The following is a 17,453-nucleotide window of genomic DNA, read 5'->3' as shown; positions in this document are numbered from 1 at the left end:
TAGGGGGCAGAGGCGCGGGATGACGGCCGGCAAGGGAGCAGCGCTGGCCGATAGTGTCGAGGGATGAGTCAGTCCTCTGCAGATCCGCACCACCCCTCGCGCACGCACCCCTCGCGCACTGAGGCAGCGGACCCCTCAGCACCCGGGGCGGTCCCGGATCTCCCGGCCGGTCTCGGCTCGAGCGATCCGGAGGCACCGGTGCCATACACCGCGTCGGACGTCACCGCGGCCGCTGAGGTGCTGGCCCGCGCCGCCGAGGGTGAGCCGGAGCTGCTGGTCGCCCTCACCGATGAGCAGCTCGCGGCGCTCGACGGCTACGCGAGACGGCAGTTCGTCGCGACCCCTTGGCTGGATGAACATCCTGATCAGCGACGCTTCGCGGCCGGCGTGGGGCTTCGGGCGCTGATCGCCGCCGGCTTGGTGGGTGCAGTGGCCGCACCAGGCGGCGACCAGCAGTGGACGGCCGATCCGAAGCTCGCCGGATGCCTGGTGCTGCGCCGCACCGCCTCGCTGTTCACCACTGCTGAGCGCACGGTCCAGAGCCCGCAGGGCCCCGAGGTGCACCGCCTGCACTACTACGTCCATGAGGGTGGGGTGCTCGAGGAGGAGGTCACCGCGCTCGGCATCCACCGCTTCACGCCGCTGGTCTCCGCGCAGGTCAATGCCCGCCTGCTGGCCTTCGTGGACCCGGCTGGGGTGGCAGTGGGCCGTGGGGAGCCGGTGCAGGTCCGCGCCTCCGAGCTGGCTGCGAGCCAGCTCGCGCAGCGCCTCGCCGCGACCCGCGCGCTGACCGTGTTCACCCTCGTCACCACGACTGATGGCGGCGTGCGGCAGACCAGCGTGTACGCCACCGGGGACGAGGTGCTCGTGATGGAGGCCCTGGATCCCGGCGCCGAAGATCCCCGGCTCGAGTTCCGCAGCGTCGACTCCGCGGAGCTGCATGCGCTGGCGACGGTGCTGGTGGGCGCGCACGGCTGACACCCTGCACGTCTGACAGCCCGCGCGGCGGTCACCCCGCAGGGCTCGAACTCTGCACGGCTGATAGCCCGCACGTCGGACACCCTGCAGGACAGAGACCCCGCCAACTGCAACGTCTCAGCGGGGGTCGGCCCGGGCCCGCGACTCCCACCGCAGAAGGACCTCCTCGAGCCGTCCGTGCAGGCGCAGCGTCGCGTCCGGATCGGCGCGGGTGGGGCCGTCGTTGAGGATCACCACCGGCTTGCCCTGTCGGCCGGCTGCCCGCACGAACCGCAGTCCGGACTGCACCGTGAGGCTCGAGCCGAGCACCAGCAGCGCCTGGGCCGCCTCGAGCGCGGCGAAGGCCGCGGCCACCACCTCTCGGCGCGCGGATTCCCCGAAGAACACGACATCGGGTTTGAGGACCCCACCGCACAGCGGGCATGGCGGATAGCGGAAGCTGCTGGTGCGGTCCACCTCGGCGTCCCCGTCGGGGGCCTGGGCGGCGTCGGCCGCGAGCTGACCCAGACGTGCGGCGAGCTCGGGATTCATCATCAGCAGCCGCTGATGCAGCGCGGTGCGGGAGGAGAGCGCATCGCACTGCTGGCAGCGCACCTGGTCGAGGCGTCCGTGCAGGTCGATCACCGGATCGGAGCCGGCGGCCGCGTGCAGTCCATCCACGTTCTGGGTGATCACCGCGGTGATCGGGAAGGCGGTGGGGTCCAGCGCTGCCAGCCTCTGGTGCGCGGCCCCGGGGCGGGCGGTGCGGAACTGCTCCCAGCCCACCGTGGAGCGCGCCCAATAACGCCGACGGGCCAGGTCATGGCCCATGAACTCCTGGTAAGTCATGGGAGAGCGGGGCACCGCGTCGCGACCGCGGTAGTCCGGCAGGCCGGAGCCGGTCGACATCCCCGCGCCGGTGAGCACCGCGACCGGTCCCCTCGCGAGCAGCGCGAGGGCGGAATCGATCTCCGCGTCGGGGCTGCGGAGACCGTACCGCGCCCCGTCCATCGGCCCCCAGGCGGGCAGCCGGGGACCCCCGCGGGTGGGGCCGGGGCCGTCCAGGGGGCGGCGGGTGGCGGTGGTGAACCAGCGGCCGACGTCCGCCGCTGGCCCGGCCCGGCCGGCACCGGAGGTGCCGTGCTCGAATCCGGAGGAGGGCTGGCTGGTCATTCCTCGAGCGTAGGCGGTACGGGGCGCTTCCGTCGGCCCCGTACCCGACGCACGACGAAGACGATCACGGCGAGCACCCCGAGTGCCCCGACGATCCCGGAGTAGAGGCGCACGAACCCCTCGAGCGCCTCGCCCCCAGCCTGGCCGAAGGCGTATCCCGCGACCACGAACAGTGCATTCCACACTCCGGAGCCCAACCCTGTGGCCAGGGCGAACAACCACACCGGCATCCGTTCGATCCCCGCCGGGATCGAGATGACGGTGCGCACCATCGGCACGAAGCGAGCGATCGCCACCGCCGGGAAGCCCCAGCGGTCGAAGAAGCGCATCGCCGCGTCGACGTCACGCTCCTCGAGCACCGGCAGGCGGCGCACCACCGCCTTTGTGCGGCGCAGGCCCAGGGTGCGGCCGACGGCGTAGACCCCGAGCCCTCCCACCACCGACCCGGCCGTGGTCCAGGCCAGCGGGACCAGCACGTGCTGGCCCTGGTCGGCCGCAGCGACCCCCGCGAAGGGCAGCAGGATCTCGCCGGGGATCGGCGGGAACAGCGCCTCGGCGGCGATCACCAGGGCTGTGCCGGGGCCTCCGAGCAGCTCCATCAGGGCGATGGCCCACGAGGTGAAGTCCACGGCCATCTCCTCGCTCGTGCGGTGCTGTTCCCCGCACCGTAGCGAGCGACGGTGGCGAGCAGTTGAACAGCGTGCATCACGCGGTGGCTGCTCCCTGACGGGTGACAGGTCCGAAGGGGTGGTGGGGCGGGTCCTGCCCCGGTCACTGCTCGGGCTGCATGCCCTCGAGGATCGAGAGGAGCTCGTCGGCCACCTCGGCCGGCGGGCGGGAACCGAACAGCGACTCCTCACCGAGGCGGGAGATCTCGTCGCCGAAGCCGACGCCTGAGGCAGGGGTGACCAGCGGTGGGCGCACCACCTCGGACTGCATCTGGCGGGCGAAGTCGAGGGAGACCATCTCGTTCTCGTCCAGCACCTTCGCGATCTCGTCCTGCAGCTCGGGGAAGGCGGTCACACCTCGCTCGATCTTGAGGATCTTCGCCGCCTCGGGATCGCGCAGCAGGAAGTTCACCAGCGTCGCGGCGGACTGGGGATCGGCCGCGGTGCTAGAGATCGACCAGTACATCGAGGCCTTGTTGACCATCTGCGGGTCGCCGCTGGTGCGGGCGGGCAGGCGCAGCAGCTGCAGCGGGGAGCCGGAGGCCGCCTGGAAGGTCTGCACCTGGGTGTGGAACTGGAAGTGGAAGGCGGAGCGGTTGTTGCCGAACCGGCCCTGCTCGACGCCGGCGGCGAAGTCCTCGATCTGTTCGGACGGCCCCACCACCGCGCCGCTCTCCACCAGGGCGAGGGCGTACTCGAGGTAGGCGAGGATCGTGTCCCTGCTGATCAGCGTCTCGTCCTCCCGCGGGAACAGCTGCTCGCCGCTCTGCCGCGCCCAGGCACCGAGCTCAGCGGCGCTGGTGCCGAAGAAGTCGAAGCCCACCACGTCCTCGCCGGCGCCCGAGGCCCAGTCGCTCACTGCGGTGCAGAGCTCGGCGAAGTCCTCCCAGGTCCAGGCGGTGTCGTCCGGCATCGCGAGGCCGGCCTGCTCGAGGATCGTCGGGTTCACCCCGACGGAGAAGATGCCGACCCCCAGCGGCGCGCCCACGAGGGTGCCATCGGCCAGACGGCCGGTGTCCAGCACGGCATCGTCCATCGCGCTGAGGTCCAGCACATCGGAGACCGTCTCGAGGTCCAGCAGCGAGGAGCGGGTGCCATAGGAGTCGATGTACGCCTCGTCCATCTGGAGCACGTCGGGGGCATCGCCGCCGGCGACCTGCGTGGCGAGCTTGTCCCAGTAGCCGGTCCACTCGCTGTACTCGGGGGAGACGGTGATGTCCGCGTGCTCGGTGGCGAACAGGTCCAGCGCCTCCCGGGTCATGCCGTTGCGCAGATCTCCGCCCCACCAGTAGATGCGCTGCGTCCCGCCACCCTCCTCGGACCCGCCGCGGGTGGCGTTGGGGCCGCAGCCGGCCAGGACGGACAGGGCTGGGACGGACCCGGCGGCGGCGAGCAAGGACAGGGTGCGGCGGCGCGAGATCATCATCGATCCTTCGGGTCGGGGGCCGGGCTGGGACGAGGATGCATCGTCCCCGCGAAGAGCCCTTACTGAGTCGTTTCAGAGCACGTCGTGGTGGAACACTAAGCCCGGTGCGCGATACGGCGCAAGGGCGGTGACGGCGCTGGTCCACGGCGAGAAGTCGTCCCGGAGCACAGAGCCGACGTGCAGTGAGGTCGGCGGGCGGCACCGTGACCCGAGTGTGACGAGGAGGGCTTGACAAACCCGCCTGTCAAGCGCTTTCCTAAGGTCACCTTCCGGAGCAGGTCCCCGGTCGGTGTGCAGGGATAGCCCTTTCGCTCTGATGCGGCGCTGGACGGACGAGAGCCCGACTCGCAGCGCACCGGGCAGGACGATGACGTTCCCGCCCAGGCACGACCCTCTCGGAGGACCACGATGGTCCGCCGGCCCGCCGTCCGCCGCAGCAGGCGACGATGACAGGAGAACCGATGTTCACCCGACGTAAAGCCCTTGCCCTTGGTCTCGCCGTTCCCGGTCTGGCAGGCCTCGCCGCCTGCGGCCCCAATGCCTCCAGCGGCGGCGGTGGCGGAGGGGGCGGCGCGGAGGATGGCAGCGCCAGCCTCCGGGTCGCCTGGTGGGGAAACCCCACCCGTGACGAGAACACCCAGAACGTTGCGGATGCCTATACAGAGGCGAACCCGGACGTCACCCTCAGCCTCGAGCCGGGCGAGTGGAGCGGCTACTGGGACAAGCTCGCCACTCAGACCGCCGGCGGCGATTTCCCCGACGTCGTGCAGATGGACGAGAAGTACCTCGCCGAGTACGGCCAGCGCGGCGCCCTGCTCGACCTCGCCGGCGCAGGCCTGGACACCTCGGACTTCGCACCGGGCTCGGTCGAGGTGGGGGAGCTGCCCGAGGTCGGCCTCGCCGCGATCAACTCCGGCCTGAACGCCTTCGCCTTCCTCCTGAACCCCGTCGTCTTCAAAGAGGCAGGCGTCGAGATCCCCGACGACTCCACCTGGACCTGGGACGACCTGGTCGACACCGCGGTGAAGATCTCCGAGAACACCCCGGACGGCACCTGGGGCATGACCCAGATGGGCACCGTGCAGGGCCTGTTCCAGGTCTACGTGCGCCAGGCCGGCCAGGACCAGTACAAGGACGGCGGCGCAGGGTTCGACGCAGCGACCGGCACCGCCTGGTTCGAGTGGGTCAAGCAGCTCCAGGACTCGGGCGCCTGCCCCGAGGCGAGCCTTTCGGTCGAGGACTCTGCGAAGTCCATGGATCAGTCGTTCTTCGCGACCGGGAAGGTCGCCATGACCGTGGCCTGGTCGAACCAGGTTGTCGCCCATGACGGCCTCGTGCCCGAAGGCATCGTCGTGCTGCGCCCGCCGTCGATGTCCGGCTCCTCCGCCGATGCGCAGCTCTGGTACAAGGCGTCGATGTACTGGGCGGTCTCCGCGAACGCCTCGAACCCCGAGGCGGCCGTCGCCTTCGTCGACTACCTGGTCAACTCGCCGGACGCCGGCAAGATCCTCTCGGTCGAGCGCGGCGTGCCCGGCAACCTCACCGTGCGCGAGGCGATCGTTCCCGACCTCGACGAGGCCAACACCAAGGCCGTCGACTTCCTCGATCTGATCGAGAGCGAGCTGGGCAGCGCCCCCGAGATCACCCCGCAGGGCGGCGGCCAGTTCGAGGACATCCTGACCCGCGCCGGCGAGGACATGCTCTTCGGCACCATCACTCCCGAAGAAGCCGGCCAGCGACTGCTCGACGAGCTCGACGCCGCACTGGCCTGATCACCTCCATCGCACCGACGTGGCCGACGGGGATCACCCCGTCGGCCGCGTCGGCGCCCCGACCACGAAGGGAAGACGCCTATGAGCGCCGTGGGAGAACTCGTCTCCATCGCCTCCTCACGCAAGAAGGGCGGGCCGAAGGAGAAGCACCCCGACAACAAACCGGCGATCGTGTTCATGCTGCCGTGGCTGCTGGGGTTCCTCGGGATCACGCTGATCCCGATGATCGCGTCGTTCGTGCTCGCGTTCACCGATTACAGTCTGCTCGCGCCGCCCGAGTTCGTGGGGCTGGACAACATCAAGGAGATGATCGGCGACACCCGCCTGCACAACTCCTTGATCGTCACCTTCATCTACGTGTTCGTGGGCACGCCGCTGCAGCTGATCGCTGCGCTGCTGCTGGCGGTGGTGCTGAACCAGGGCATCAAGGGCCTGGCCTTCTACCGATCGATCTTCTACCTGCCCTCGCTGCTGGGCGGCTCAGTCGCGATCGCGATCCTCTGGCGCCAGATGTTCGGGGCCAACGGGCTGATCAACCAGGTCGGCGGGATGCTCGGCTTCGAGAACCTCCCCGGCTGGGTCTCGAACCCGGACACGGCGCTGGGCACGATCATCCTGCTGCACGTGTGGACCTTCGGGTCCCCGATGATCATCTTCCTGGCGGGGCTGCGGCAGATCCCCGAGATGTACTACGAGGCCGCGTCCGTGGACGGTGCCTCGAAGGTCGCGCAGTTCTTCCGCATCACCATCCCGCTGCTCACGCCGATCATCTTCTTCAACGTGGTGCTGCAGGTCATCAACGCCTTCCAGTCGTTCACGCAGGCGTTCGTGGTCTCCGGCGGCACCGGTGGCCCCTCGGATTCGACGATGTTCTACACGCTGTACCTGTACATCAAGGGCTTCACCCAGTTCGACATGGGGTACGCCTCCGCGATGGCCTGGCTGCTGCTGATCATCGTCGCGGTCTTCACCGCCATCAACTTCTTCGTCTCCAAGTTCTGGGTGTTCTACGATGACTGATCTGCAGAGCCGACCGGCCGCGGGCCCCGCGGCCGAGGCCCCCTCCCGAGTGGTCCCGAGGCCCCGTCCTCGACGGCTGGGACGTCGCGTCCTCCGCCACGCCATCATGATCGCGGCCAGCATCGCGATGATCTATCCGCTGCTGTGGATGGTGGTCTCCTCCCTGAGGCCCAATGAGGAGATCTTCCGCAATCCCAGCCTGTTCCCGCTGAGCTTCGACCTGTCGAACTACGCGCGGGGCTGGGATGCGCTCGCACAGCCGTTCTCGCACTACCTGATGAACTCCACCCTGCTGGTGCTGGGCTGCGTGATCGGCAACCTGGTCGCCTGCTCGCTGACGGCCTACGCCTTCGCACGGCTGAAGTTCTGGGGACGCAACATCGCGTTCGCGATCATGCTGATGACCCTGATGCTGCCGATCCACGTGGTGATCGTGCCGCAGTACATCATGTTCTCCCAGACCGGCTGGGTGAACACGATGCTCCCGCTGATCCTGCCGAAGTTCCTGGCCACTGACGCGTTCTTCATCTTCTTGATGGTGCAGTTCATCCGTGGCATCCCCAAGGAGCTGGACGAGGCCGCGCGGATCGACGGCGCCGGCCACTTCCGGATCTTCTTCCAGGTGATCCTGCCGCTGATGCTGCCAGCCCTGGCGACCACCACGATCTTCACCTTCATGTGGATGTGGAACGACTTCTTCGGCTCCCTCATCTACCTCACCACCCCGGACAACTTCACCGTGCCGCTGGCACTGAAGTCGTTCCTGGACACCCAGGGCTCCTCCGACTGGGGCGCGATGTTCGCCATGTCGGTGGTCTCCCTGATCCCGCTGTTCCTGGTGTTCCTCTTCGGCCAACGCTTCCTGGTCAAGGGCTTCGCGACCACCGGCATCAAGTAGTCCCGGCCGCTCGCGAGCGCGGCGTCGGGCGGGAGGGAACGCGATTGTGCGGTTCTGAGCCATATCCGGGGCGGAAGTGGCTCAGAATCGGACAATCCTGGTGCGAGTCCCAGCCCGCCCCAGCCCGACCCGCCCCGGCCCCGACCCGCCCCGGCCCCGACCCGACCCGCCCCGGCCCCGACCCGCCGGCCTCGCTCCCGCCCCGCCCCGGCCCGGCTTCGCTCCCGCCCGGCCTCGCTCCTGCGTTCGTTGCACGTCCTGCCCCACCACCACCTCTCCACGGAAGAAGCTCCATGCGCACCCGCTATGCCCTGATCGGTTCCGGCCATCGTGCCCAGATGTACCTCGATGCGATCGCCGGCCCTCATGCCGATGTCGCCGAGCTGGCCGCGCTGATCGACGTGAACTCCAGCCGCCGCGAATACCACCGCGACCGGCTCGAGGCCTTCGCGCAGGTGCGGCTCGGCGGGCCGGACGAGCTCGAGCAGATCATCGCCGAGGAGTCGGTGGACCGGGTGATCGTCACCAGCGTGGACCGGTTGCACGCCGAGCATGTGGTCCGCGCGCTGGAGGCGGGGGCCGACGTGGTGGTCGAGAAGCCGCTGACGATCGACGCACCCTCGGCCCGCGCCATCCAGGACGCGATCGACCGCACCGGCCGCTCCGTGGTCGTGACGTTCAACTACCGCTACAGCCCGCGCAACACCGCACTGAAGCAGATCATCGCCTCGGGCGAGATCGGCGAGGTGGTCTCCGTGGTCTTCGAGTGGGTGCTGGACACCCAGCACGGCGCGGACTATTTCCGGCGCTGGCACCGCGACAAGGCCAACAGCGGCGGCCTGTTCGTGCACAAGGCCGCCCACCACTTCGACCTGGTCAACTGGTGGCTCGCGGACACACCCGCACGGGTCTATGCCCGCGGTGGACTGCGCTTCTACGGCGCCGACGCCGCGGCCGCACGCGGCCGCGATCCGCTGCCTGAACGCGGCACCCACGACGGCCCGCATGACCCCTTCGAGCTGGACCTCCGCTCCGACGAGCGCCTCGAGGCGCTCTACCTCGACGCGGAGGAGCACGACGGGTACCGGCGCGACCAGTCCGTGTTCGCCGGCGGGATCACCGCGGAGGACAACCTCACGGCGATCGTGGACTACTCCCGCGGCGCCGTGCTGACCTACGCCCTGAACGCCCACAGCCCGTGGGAAGGATACCGGGTCGCGATCAACGGGACCGCCGGCCGGGCGGAGCTCGAGGTCATCGAGCGGGCCGAGGTGGTGCCGCAGGGCGCCGACGGACGCGCCCACGTCGACCCCAGCGCCGTCGCCGTCACCACGGCGGAGGCCGGGGTGCGAGAGCGAGGCGAGCGCCTCGTGGTCCAGAAGCACTTCGAGCCGGCCAGGGAGGTGGAGATCCCGGAGGGCGTCGGCGGCCACGGCGGCGGCGACGCGCTGCTGCTGAGCGATGTCTTCGTCGGCCCGGTCGCGGATGAGCTGGGGCGCCCCTCCGACCATCGCGATGGGATCCGTGCGATCGCGGTCGGCATCTGCGGCAACCTCTCCCTCGAGACCGGTGCGCCGGTCGAGGTGGACGCCGCGCTCGGCATCGACCTGAGCCGAGACACTCCTGCCGCTGCGGCGGTGCAGGCATGAGCGCTTCCGCCTCGGGCGCTGAGACCCCGAACCCCGGCACGCCGACCCCCGACACTCCTGTGCGCGTCGCGCTGATCGGCACCCGCGGCTATGGCGCCTCTCACCTGCGGAACCTCGCCCGTCTGGAAGAGGCAGGGATCGCGCGCCTGGTCGGCGTGGTCGACGTGGCCGAGCCGCCCGAGGAGCTGCGCGGCATCCATCACCGCTCGCTCGCGGCGCTGCTGGAGGCCACCCCCGCCGAGGACCGGCCCGAGATCGTCGCCATCGCCACTCCGATCGACACCCACGTGCCGCTGGCCACCGAGGTGCTCGCCGCCGGACTCGACGTCTACCTCGAGAAGCCCCCGGTGCCGGCGCTCGCCGACCACTGGCGGCTGCTCGAGGCCGCCCAGGCCGCGGGCCGGAGCGTCCAGGTCGGCTTCCAGGCCCGCGGCGGGGCCGGGGTCGATCTGCTCGCCGGCGAGGTCGCCGACGGGAGCCTCGGTGAGATCACCGCGGTGCGGGTCCACGGGGCCTGGCTCCGGGACCGCGCCTACTACCACCGCTCCGCCTGGGCGGGCCGTCGGCGCCTGAACGGCCGCCGGGTGGCCGACGGCGTAGCCACCAACCCGCTCGCCCACGCCGTCCACGCGGGCCTGGTCATCGCCGGGATCCAGCAGGCCGCGGACATCGCCTCGATCACCACCGAGCTGCGCCGCGCCCATGAGGACATCGAGGCCGACGACACCACCTTCCTGCGGATCGACCCCACCGGGGACGGCCCCGCGGTGGTGTGCGCCCTGACCACGACCGCCTCCGCGCAGCATGCGCCCTGGATCGAGATCATCGGCACCGGCGGCCGGCACCGGCTCTGGTACACCGATGACCGCTCCGCCCGCACCACGCCGGTCGCCGGCTCGGCCTCCAACTCCGCCGCCTCCGGCTCGGTCTCCAGCTCCGCCGTCTCCGGCGTGGAAGGTGAAGTCGAGGAGCTCGTCCATGCCCGCACCGACTTGATGGAGAACCTCGCCGCGCACGTACGTGACCGTGCGGTGGCGCTGCTCTCCCCGCTGGAGAGCGCCTCTGCGTTCTCCGCCGTGCTCGAGGCGATCCAGTCGGTCCCCGATCCGCTCCCGATCGATGCCTCGGCGATCGACTGGCAGGGGGAGGGGGAGCAGGCGCACCCCGTCGTCGAGGACGTCGAGGCGACGCTGCTGGCGGCCCTCGATGCGGGCCGGCCCTTCAGCGAGCTCGGCGTGAGCTGGGCACGGGAGGACGCGGTGCACACCTGGACCCCGCCGGCCGAGCTGGTGCAGGCGCCGACGGTCTGAGCGATCAGGCCGTCAGGGGCGGTCGCTCAGGCGGCCGTCCCTGCGGAGACGCGCAGCCGTCGTCGGGAGCGGGCCCGCACGATTGCCAGCACTGCGGTGTGGACCAGCATCACCGCCGCTGCCGCGAACCCGCCGCCGACGAACAGCAATGTCATCGCCGCCTGGCCCGCCTGGCTGTTCCACACCGCCGGCGGGATCAGGTCGATGGTGAACAGGAGGGACCCGACAGACGCCAGCAGCAGCACGATCGCCGGGATCACCAGCGCATACGGTGACCAGCGGGAGGCGGCTGCGGCGAGATACAGCAGCAATGCCCCGAGCACGACGAGGACCGCGTTCAGCGGGTGGATATGGGTGCTGAACGTCATCAAGGCGACGTTCAGCCCGGCGGCGTGGCCCTGGAAGAGCATCAGGGCTGCGATCAGCAGCCCGGCGGGGACGAGAAGCAGGCCGAGGAGGGAGGAGACCAGGTGCGGAGCCGGACGGCGACGCGCGATCACCAGCGCCAGTCCGAGCCCGCCGAGCAGCGGATGGAGCACCAGCGGGAGGCCATAGGAGATCCCCTGGAGGACTTCGGTGGGCACTGTCGGTGAGAGCTGCTGATAGATCTGCAACGCCAAGCCCGGGACTGCCGAGATGACGGCGCTGATCAGTCCCAGCCCGCCGACGGCGAGCAGGCCGGCGGAGCTGACGACCCCGGTCGCCACGACGCTGGCCAGCAGCAGGATCCCCAGCCCCACCCCGATGATGACCCGAGCCCCCGCGGTCCCGGTCAGCAGCTGTGCCAGCGACGCATCGATGTACCCGCGCGACATGGCGTAATTCCCCAGCGCGCTGCCGCCGTAGGCCAGCAGCCCGGTGGCGATCGGAGTGACCACCAGGGCATAGACGACGGTGAGGATCCGCGCGACCAGGCCAGAGCCGTGACGCGGAAGCACGGCGGCGGGGGAGCGCTCCGGGGGAGTGTCATGGCGAACCTCGGCCCGCTCCGGACCTCCGCCGTCTCGTGGATCGATGCTCATCGTGACCTCCAGGGGCCGTCGTCTGCTCAGAGGAGGTCCCGAGACGCGCCCTGCCACCCTGCGCTGGTCCTCTGAGCCAGAGCATAGGACGCGAGACGGCGTCCGACACGGAGTGAGCCGTATTCGTGATCTGGGCCGACAGCAGGTCCAGGTGCGGCAATCCGCCGCCTCTTCGCGCACGTCAGGATAAAATCGAGGCAACGGCTCGCGGCGATCTGCCCGGGCCGGGCGGACCAGCTGAGGAGCATGCGTGATGGCCACAGCCCGCACCGTGGGCATGAAGGACGTCGCGCGAGAGGCCGGCGTCTCCGTCGGCACCGTCTCCAATGTGCTGAACCGCCCCGACATCGTCTCCCCGGACCGTCGGGAGCGCGTCGAAGCAGTGATCACCCAGCTCGGCTATGTCCGTAACGACGCCGCCCGTCAGCTGAAGCTGGGACGCTCGAGCACCGTCGGCGCGATCGTCCTGGACTCCGCGAACCCGTTCTACGCCCAGCTGGTGGGCGGGATCGAGGCCGCGGCCGAGGACTCGCAGCTGATGGTCATCGCCGGCAGCACCGGCAATCGGGAGCGCCGTGAGCGGCTGTATCTGTCCCTGTTCGAGGAGCAGCGGGTGCGGGGGATCCTGCTCGCCTCTACCGGTGGCAGCGCCGAGGTGGTCGCAGCGATCCGCGGTCGCGGCACCCCCGTGGTGCTGCTCGAGGGCGAGCCTGATTCCGCTGGCTCCTCCGTGAGCGTGGATGACATCGCCGGGGGCGAGATCGCGGTGCAGCATCTGGCAGGGATGGGGCGACGCCGCATCGGGGTGGTCGCCGCCCGGCAGGACCTGCGCCAGGTCGCCGACCGTCTGCGCGGAGCGCGGCGCGCCGCCGCGGCAGCGGGCATCGAGATCGAGGTGCTCGAGGCAGAGGACCTCACCGTGCTCGCCGGCCGCACCGTCGGCGAAGAAGTCGTCGCCCGCTCTGCTGCGGAGCGGCCCGATGCGATGTTCTGCGTCAACGACCTGCTCGCCGTCGGCGTGCTGCAGGCCTTCGCCTTCCGTCACCAGGTCGCGGTTCCCGAGGAGATCGCCCTGGTGGGCTACGACGACATTGCCTTCGCCCGCTCCACCGTGGTGCCGCTGACCTCCGTGGCCCAGCCCGCCGACCTGATGGGCCGCACGGCCCTGGCCCTGCTCGAGGAGGAGATCGCCGACGGCGACTCCGACCCGCGGCACGTGAGCTTCACGCCGATGCTGGTGGAGCGGGAGTCGACGGTGGGGCAGCCCTGATCCATTCCCGGGGAGGTCCTCACAGTCCGTCGAGCAGGCGATCGACCTCCTCGATGCGAGTGATCTGCGGGCGGATGATCCGCTCGCCGCGCGCGATCACCATCCGGGGTGCTGCGAGGTGCCGGAACGACTCCAGCGGATCGGCGTCCACGACGACGAGGTCAGCGCTCTTGCCGGCAGCGATCGAGCCGGTGACGGAGTCGAGCCCCAGGATCCTCGCGTTGCCCTGGGTAGCGGCGTGGAGGACGGCGGCGGGCTCCATCCCTCCGACCCGCTGCAGGAGATCGAGCTCCCGCCAGTAGTTCGAGTGCGTCGAGTAGCTGACCCCCGAATCGGTGCCCACGCCGAGGGCGATCCCGTTCTCGAGCGCTGCTCGGATCCCGTCGAGCATCTCCTCGAGGACCAGTTCGGCATTGGCCCGCACCACGGGGTCCACGCCGGTGACGGCCGGGTCGAGGTTCACCAGCGACCAGCACGCCGGCCGAGTGCGCCTCCTCGCAGATCGTGCGCATGGAGTCCTCCGGCATCTCGGGCTTTCCGGCGTAGCCGATCTCGATCGCATCCGTGACCCCGCCGGTGGCCGAGATCTTGATCGCCGCCGCGCCGCGACGGATGCTCTGACGGGTATGGGAGCGGAGTCAAGACCCGATTCGGGGCGGTGTCCAGGACCGCGGTCAGATCAGGCCCGCGACGACGTCGGCCGGTATCGCTCCAGCGGAACGCTCTGCCTGATCAGATCGCGCAGGGTGCCGTCATCGGAAGGCACGCCACCCAGGGAGCGGACCTGCAGTGCCACGTTTCCCAGTGCCGTCGCCTCCATCGGCCCCGCCACCACCTCGATGCTCAGGGCGTCGGCGGTGAGCTGGTTCAGCAGCGCATTGCGGCTCCCGCCGCCCACCACGTGCAGACGCTCCGGCAGCGGCATCCGCGCCAGCCGGCAGGCGGTGTGCAGCTCGTCCCGGTAGGTCTCGGCGAGCGACTCGAGGATGCAGCGCACCAGCTGGGCCGGAGTGCGGGGGCGCTCGTCCTCCCCGTCGAGGGGACGCGCCGCGAGGGTCACCCGATCGGCCATCCGTCCCGGAGCGAGGAACGACGGATCCGTGGGATCGATGCGGAAGCGATTCGCGGGCATCAGGGCCGCGGCCGCGAGCAGATCCTCGAGGTCCACTCGCGCGCCCTCGTCCTCCCATTGCCGGATCGACTCGCTGACCAGCCACATCCCGGCCACGTTCTTGAGGAAGCGGGTGGTGTCGTCGATCCCGCCCTCGTTGGTGAACCCCGCCTCGAGTGCGGCGGGGGTTGCGACAGGCGCGCCGAGCTCGAGCCCGATCAGCGACCACGTCCCCGAGGAGATGTATGCGACCGGGTGGGCGTCCTCTGCGGCGGGCACCGCGAGCACCGCAGAGGCGGTGTCGTGGGAGCCGACGGCGATCACCGGCACCTCGCCGATCCCGAGCTCGCCTGCGAGGAGCGGCTGCACTGTGCCCAGGCGCTCGCCGGGGGAGATCAACGGGGCGAGCAGGCCCGGGCCGACTCCGGCTGCGGCCAGGAGCTCCTCGGACCATCCCGTCCCGTCCACCGCGAGCATCCCGGTGGTGGAGGCGTTGGTGCGCTCGGTGCGTCGCTGCCCGGTGAGCAGGTAGCCCACCAGATCCGGGACCATCAGCAGGGTGCTGCCTGGCGCGAGATCCGTGAGCCGGTCGTCGGCAATCAGCTGGTAGAGCGTGTTGAAGGGCTGCTGCGCGATGCCGGTCAGTGCGTACTGCCGCTCTCGTGGGACCTGCTGCGCGAAGGACTCCGCGACCCCGTCGGTGCGGCGATCGCGATAGGCGATCACCTCGCCGAGGAGCTCACCGCTGCCGGTCACTGCTGCACCGTCGGCTCCGACGGCGTCGGGTCCTACCAGCGCATAATCCACCGCCCAGGAGTCCACTCCGATCGAGGAGAGACCTTCGAGACCGCGTACCAGGGCGAGGTCGTGGGCGTCGGCCAGACCCTGCCGAATCTCCGCCCAGAGGGCGCCCGCGTCCCAGCACAGATGGCCGTTCCGCTTGACCAGCCGGTTCTCGAAGCGGTGCGCTTGGATCAGTTCGATCCGGCCGTGATCGGCCACTCCGAGCATCACCCGGCCTGAGGTGGCCCCCAGGTCGATCGCGGCGACGGCCAGCGGCGCGCCGGCGCTCTGCGCCCCGTCGGCCGTGCCCGCCCCGTCGTCCACTCCCGCGTCGTCGGCCGGTTGCGTCGCACTCATCGCAGGAACGCGGCCGCGACCCCGGCATCCACCGGGACGTGCAGGCCGGTGGTGTGCGAGAGGTCGCCGGCGGTCAGCGCGAACACGGCATTGGCGACGTTCGCCGGCAGCACCTCGCGCTTCAGCAGCGTGCGCTGGGCGTAGAACTCGCCGAGGTCCTCTTCCTCCACGCCATAGACCTTCGCGCGGGACGCGCCCCAGCCGCCGGCGAAGATGCCGGAGCCGCGCACCACCCCGTCGGGGTTGATGCCGTTGACCCGGATCTGGTGCCCGCCGAGCTCCGCCGCGAGCAGCCGCACCTGGTGCGCCTGGTCGGCCTTCGTCGCCGAGTAGGCGATGTTGTTGGGCCCGGCGAAGACGGAGTTCTTCGAGGAGATGTAGATGATGTCCCCGCCCATGGCCTGGTCGATCATCACCCGTGCGGTCTCCCGGGAGACCAGGAACGAGCCCCGTGCCATCACGTCGTGCTGGAGGTCCCAGTCCTTCGCCGTGGTCTCCAGCAGCGGCTTGGACAGCGAGAGCCCGGCATTGTTGACGATGAGGTCCAGCCCGCCGAAGGCGAGCACCGCCTCCGCCACGGCCTGGACCACGGCAGCTTCGTCGGCGACGTCTGCGCGCAGCGCGACGGCGCGGTCGGGCCCGCCCAGCTCCTCGGCGGTGGCCTGGGCGTTCTCGAGATTCAGATCCGCGATGACCACGCAGGCGCCCTCGGCGACCAGCCGCTCGGCGGTGGCCTTGCCGATCCCGGAGCCTCCGCCGGTCACCAGCGCCACCCGGGTCGCGAGCGGCTTCGGTGCGGGCCTGCGCTGCAGCTTCGCCTCCTCGAGCGCCCAGTACTCGATGCGGAACTTCTCGGACTCCTCGATGGGGGAGTAGGTGGAGATCGCCTCGGCCCCGCGCATCACGTTGATCGCGTTGACATAGAACTCGCCGGCGACGCGCGCCGTCTGCTTATCGGCGCCGAAGCTGAACATGCCCACGCCCGGGACCAGCACGATCGCCGGATCCGCACCGCGCATGGCGGGGGAGTCGGAGCCTGCGTGGCGGTCGTAGTAGGCGGAGTAGTCCGCGCGATAGGCCTCGTGCAGCTCCCTCAGCCGCGCGATCGAGTCCTCGACGGAAGCATCCGCCGGGAGGTCCAGCACGAGCGGCTTCACCTTGGTGCGCAAGAAGTGATCCGGACAGGAGGTGCCGAGCTCGGCGAGCGGCGCGAGCTTCTCCGAGGACAGGAACTCGTGGACCGCGTCCGTATCGGTCCAGTGCCCGACCATCGGGACATCGGTCGAGGCGAGCCCGCGGACCACCGGGAACAGGGCCGACGCCTTCGCACGGCGCTCCGCCTCCGCCAGCGCCCCGCGCGAGGAATCGTGGGCGCCGAACGGCTCCGAATCACCGGTGCGCTCGATGAACTCGGTGGCCTCTCGGATGATCCGCAGCGACTTCTCGCGCGCCTCCTCGGAGGTCTCACCCCAGGCGGTGATGCCGTGGCCGCCGAGGATGCAGCCGATCGCGGAGGGGTTCTGCTCCTTGATCGCGGCGATGTCGAGCCCCAGCTGGAAGCCGGGCCGGCGCCAGGGCACCCACACCACCGCGTCGCCGAAGCACTCACGGGTCAGGCGCTCGCCGTCGGCCGCAGTCGCGAGCGCGATCCCCGCATCAGGATGCAGATGATCCACATGCGCGGCGTCCACCAGGGCGTGCATCGCAGTGTCGATGCTCGGTGCCGCGCCACCCTTGCCGTGCAGGCAGTAGTCGAAGGCCGCCACCATCTCGTCCTCGCGCTCCACCCCGGGGTAGACGTCCTGCAGGGCGCGCACCCGGTCCAGGCGCAGCACCGCCAGGCCCTTCTCCTCCAGAGTGCCCAGGTCACCGCCGGAGCCCTTGACCCACAGCAGCTCAGTCTCCTCACCGGTGACCGGATCGGTGGCGGTGCCCTTGGCGGAGGTGTTCCCGCCGGCGTAGTTGGTGTTCTTCGGGTCGGCGCCCAGCGCGTTGGAGCGCTCCAGCAGGGCGGTGACGGTCTCGGGGGTGCTCATG

Annotated in this window: 14 protein-coding genes; 7 read left to right on the top strand and 7 right to left on the bottom strand. The window is 70.4% G+C overall.

The genetic code is table 11. The annotated features are described in order from the left end of the window. Positions 1 to 63: 63 nt before the first annotated feature. Entirely contained in the window at positions 64 to 978 is a 915-nt protein-coding gene (locus ABD893_RS00970; RefSeq protein WP_345075623.1) for a hypothetical protein, read from the top strand. 117 nt (positions 979 to 1,095) lie between these two features. Here the strand turns inward: ABD893_RS00970 and ABD893_RS00965 are convergent, their stop codons facing one another. From ABD893_RS00965 to ABD893_RS00955, 3 genes are all read right to left on the bottom strand, one after another. Then, positions 1,096 to 2,130 carry an NAD-dependent protein deacetylase gene (locus ABD893_RS00965; protein WP_345075621.1) on the bottom strand — a complete coding sequence of 345 codons (1,035 nt, stop codon included), beginning with the start codon at positions 2,128 to 2,130 and terminating at the stop codon, positions 1,096 to 1,098. After that, positions 2,127 to 2,759 (bottom strand): DedA family protein, encoded by a 633-nt coding sequence (locus ABD893_RS00960; RefSeq protein WP_345075619.1) that lies wholly within the window; start codon positions 2,757 to 2,759, stop codon positions 2,127 to 2,129. Before ABD893_RS00960 ends, ABD893_RS00965 begins: the two co-directional genes overlap by 4 nt. A 142-nt stretch (positions 2,760 to 2,901) precedes the next feature. Next, the gene (locus ABD893_RS00955) at positions 2,902 to 4,224 is read right to left on the bottom strand and encodes an ABC transporter substrate-binding protein (protein ID WP_345075618.1); all 1,323 of its coding nucleotides are present in this window, start codon (positions 4,222 to 4,224) and stop codon (positions 2,902 to 2,904) included. A gap of 461 nt (positions 4,225 to 4,685) precedes the next feature. Here ABD893_RS00955 and ABD893_RS00950 point away from each other — a divergent pair, with 461 nt between their 5' ends. The 5 genes from ABD893_RS00950 (at position 4,686) to ABD893_RS00930 (ending at position 10,873) form a co-directional block, all read left to right on the top strand. Then, the gene (locus ABD893_RS00950) at positions 4,686 to 5,996 is read left to right on the top strand and encodes an ABC transporter substrate-binding protein (protein WP_345075617.1); all 1,311 of its coding nucleotides are present in this window, start codon (positions 4,686 to 4,688) and stop codon (positions 5,994 to 5,996) included. Between the two features lie 81 nt (positions 5,997 to 6,077). After that, positions 6,078 to 7,016 carry a carbohydrate ABC transporter permease gene (locus tag ABD893_RS00945; protein ID WP_345075616.1) on the top strand — a complete coding sequence of 313 codons (939 nt, stop codon included), beginning with the start codon at positions 6,078 to 6,080 and terminating at the stop codon, positions 7,014 to 7,016. Continuing rightward, complete coding sequence (locus ABD893_RS00940) at positions 7,009 to 7,914, top strand: carbohydrate ABC transporter permease (protein ID WP_345075615.1); 906 nt, start codon at positions 7,009 to 7,011, stop codon at positions 7,912 to 7,914. Before ABD893_RS00945 ends, ABD893_RS00940 begins: the two co-directional genes overlap by 8 nt. A gap of 293 nt (positions 7,915 to 8,207) precedes the next feature. After that, positions 8,208 to 9,563 (top strand): Gfo/Idh/MocA family protein, encoded by a 1,356-nt coding sequence (locus tag ABD893_RS00935; RefSeq protein WP_345075614.1) that lies wholly within the window; start codon positions 8,208 to 8,210, stop codon positions 9,561 to 9,563. Beyond that, the gene (locus ABD893_RS00930) at positions 9,560 to 10,873 is read left to right on the top strand and encodes a Gfo/Idh/MocA family protein (RefSeq protein ID WP_345075613.1); all 1,314 of its coding nucleotides are present in this window, start codon (positions 9,560 to 9,562) and stop codon (positions 10,871 to 10,873) included. Before ABD893_RS00935 ends, ABD893_RS00930 begins: the two co-directional genes overlap by 4 nt. Positions 10,874 to 10,899: 26 nt before the next feature. Here the strand turns inward: ABD893_RS00930 and ABD893_RS00925 are convergent, their stop codons facing one another. Then, positions 10,900 to 11,895, bottom strand: a complete 996-nt coding sequence (locus tag ABD893_RS00925) for a hypothetical protein (RefSeq protein ID WP_345075612.1) — start codon at positions 11,893 to 11,895, stop codon at positions 10,900 to 10,902. Between the two features lie 253 nt (positions 11,896 to 12,148). Here ABD893_RS00925 and ABD893_RS00920 point away from each other — a divergent pair, with 253 nt between their 5' ends. Further along, entirely contained in the window at positions 12,149 to 13,165 is a 1,017-nt protein-coding gene (locus tag ABD893_RS00920; RefSeq protein ID WP_345075611.1) for a LacI family DNA-binding transcriptional regulator, read from the top strand. A 19-nt stretch (positions 13,166 to 13,184) separates the two neighbouring features. Here the strand turns inward: ABD893_RS00920 and ABD893_RS00915 are convergent, their stop codons facing one another. The 3 genes from ABD893_RS00915 to ABD893_RS00905 all read right to left on the bottom strand — a co-directional run bounded on the left by ABD893_RS00915 (position 13,185) and on the right by ABD893_RS00905 (position 17,452). Continuing rightward, a complete protein-coding gene (locus ABD893_RS00915) occupies positions 13,185 to 13,628 on the bottom strand; it encodes an amidohydrolase family protein (RefSeq protein WP_345075609.1) in 444 nt (147 codons plus the stop codon). 216 nt (positions 13,629 to 13,844) lie between these two features. Next, the gene (locus ABD893_RS00910) at positions 13,845 to 15,416 is read right to left on the bottom strand and encodes a rhamnulokinase (RefSeq protein ID WP_345075608.1); all 1,572 of its coding nucleotides are present in this window, start codon (positions 15,414 to 15,416) and stop codon (positions 13,845 to 13,847) included. Beyond that, positions 15,413 to 17,452, bottom strand: coding sequence for a bifunctional aldolase/short-chain dehydrogenase (locus tag ABD893_RS00905; protein ID WP_345075607.1), 2,040 nt, complete (start codon positions 17,450 to 17,452; stop codon positions 15,413 to 15,415). Before ABD893_RS00905 ends, ABD893_RS00910 begins: the two co-directional genes overlap by 4 nt. Position 17,453: the final 1 nt, after the last annotated feature.

The sequence above is a fragment of the Brachybacterium paraconglomeratum genome (assembly GCF_039541415.1).
GTDB classification, from domain to species: domain Bacteria; phylum Actinomycetota; class Actinomycetes; order Actinomycetales; family Dermabacteraceae; genus Brachybacterium; species Brachybacterium paraconglomeratum_A.
Note: the sequence above shows the minus strand (reverse complement) of the source record. Positions and strands in the feature narration are given on the sequence as shown.

What these genes read in the sequence shown, in the direction of transcription:
- ABD893_RS00970 (WP_345075623.1), top strand. Translation starts at nt 64, where the DNA reads ATGAGTCAGTCCTCTGCAGATCCGCACCACCCCTCGCGCACGCACCCC.
- ABD893_RS00965 (WP_345075621.1), bottom strand. Translation starts at nt 2,130, where the DNA reads ATGACCAGCCAGCCCTCCTCCGGATTCGAGCACGGCACCTCCGGTGCC.
- ABD893_RS00955 (WP_345075618.1), bottom strand. Translation starts at nt 4,224, where the DNA reads ATGATGATCTCGCGCCGCCGCACCCTGTCCTTGCTCGCCGCCGCCGGG.
- ABD893_RS00950 (WP_345075617.1), top strand. Translation starts at nt 4,686, where the DNA reads ATGTTCACCCGACGTAAAGCCCTTGCCCTTGGTCTCGCCGTTCCCGGT.
- ABD893_RS00945 (WP_345075616.1), top strand. Translation starts at nt 6,078, where the DNA reads ATGAGCGCCGTGGGAGAACTCGTCTCCATCGCCTCCTCACGCAAGAAG.
- ABD893_RS00940 (WP_345075615.1), top strand. Translation starts at nt 7,009, where the DNA reads ATGACTGATCTGCAGAGCCGACCGGCCGCGGGCCCCGCGGCCGAGGCC.
- ABD893_RS00935 (WP_345075614.1), top strand. Translation starts at nt 8,208, where the DNA reads ATGCGCACCCGCTATGCCCTGATCGGTTCCGGCCATCGTGCCCAGATG.
- ABD893_RS00930 (WP_345075613.1), top strand. Translation starts at nt 9,560, where the DNA reads ATGAGCGCTTCCGCCTCGGGCGCTGAGACCCCGAACCCCGGCACGCCG.
- ABD893_RS00925 (WP_345075612.1), bottom strand. Translation starts at nt 11,895, where the DNA reads ATGAGCATCGATCCACGAGACGGCGGAGGTCCGGAGCGGGCCGAGGTT.
- ABD893_RS00920 (WP_345075611.1), top strand. Translation starts at nt 12,149, where the DNA reads ATGGCCACAGCCCGCACCGTGGGCATGAAGGACGTCGCGCGAGAGGCC.
- ABD893_RS00910 (WP_345075608.1), bottom strand. Translation starts at nt 15,416, where the DNA reads ATGAGTGCGACGCAACCGGCCGACGACGCGGGAGTGGACGACGGGGCG.
- ABD893_RS00905 (WP_345075607.1), bottom strand. Translation starts at nt 17,452, where the DNA reads ATGAGCACCCCCGAGACCGTCACCGCCCTGCTGGAGCGCTCCAACGCG.